The 437-nt window shown below is 60.0% G+C and carries 1 protein-coding gene; it reads left to right on the forward strand.

The features are described from left to right. Positions 1–153: 153 nt before the first annotated feature. On the forward strand, positions 154–437 hold a 284-nt coding region (gene tnpA / locus DW151_RS10805), incomplete at its 3' end, for an IS200/IS605 family transposase (protein ID WP_233543395.1).

A 437-nucleotide genomic window follows, 5' to 3' on the forward strand; every position in this document is an offset into this window, starting at 1 on the left:
AGGCTTTAGCCTGTGCGGGGCGCGCAGCGCGCCGCATCAGAAACCACCCGCTATGCGGGTGGCGTCAACCGGCTTTACAAAGCCGCCCCCTCGCCGGACACTTGCGATTGTTCAGGCCGCAAGGAATCCGAGTCGAGAGGGCGGTGGTGGCGTATGGCCCAGAAGGCCTACAGCCTGTCGCACACGAAGTGGATGTGCAAGTACCACGTCGTGTTCACGCCGAAGTATAGGCGCAAAGTCATCTACAACCAAATAAGGTCCGACCTTGGGGAGATCTTCAGGAAGCTCTGCCAGTACAAGGGGATAGAGATCATCGAGGGGCACCTGATGCCCGACCACGTCCACATGCTGCTGGCGATACCGCCGAAGTACAGCGTGTCGAGCGTGATGGGCTACCTGAAGGGGAAGAGCTCGCTGATGGTATTCGACAGGCACGC

This window comes from Collinsella sp. AM13-34, from assembly GCF_003473055.1.
Taxonomy (GTDB): Bacteria; Actinomycetota; Coriobacteriia; order Coriobacteriales; family Coriobacteriaceae; genus Collinsella.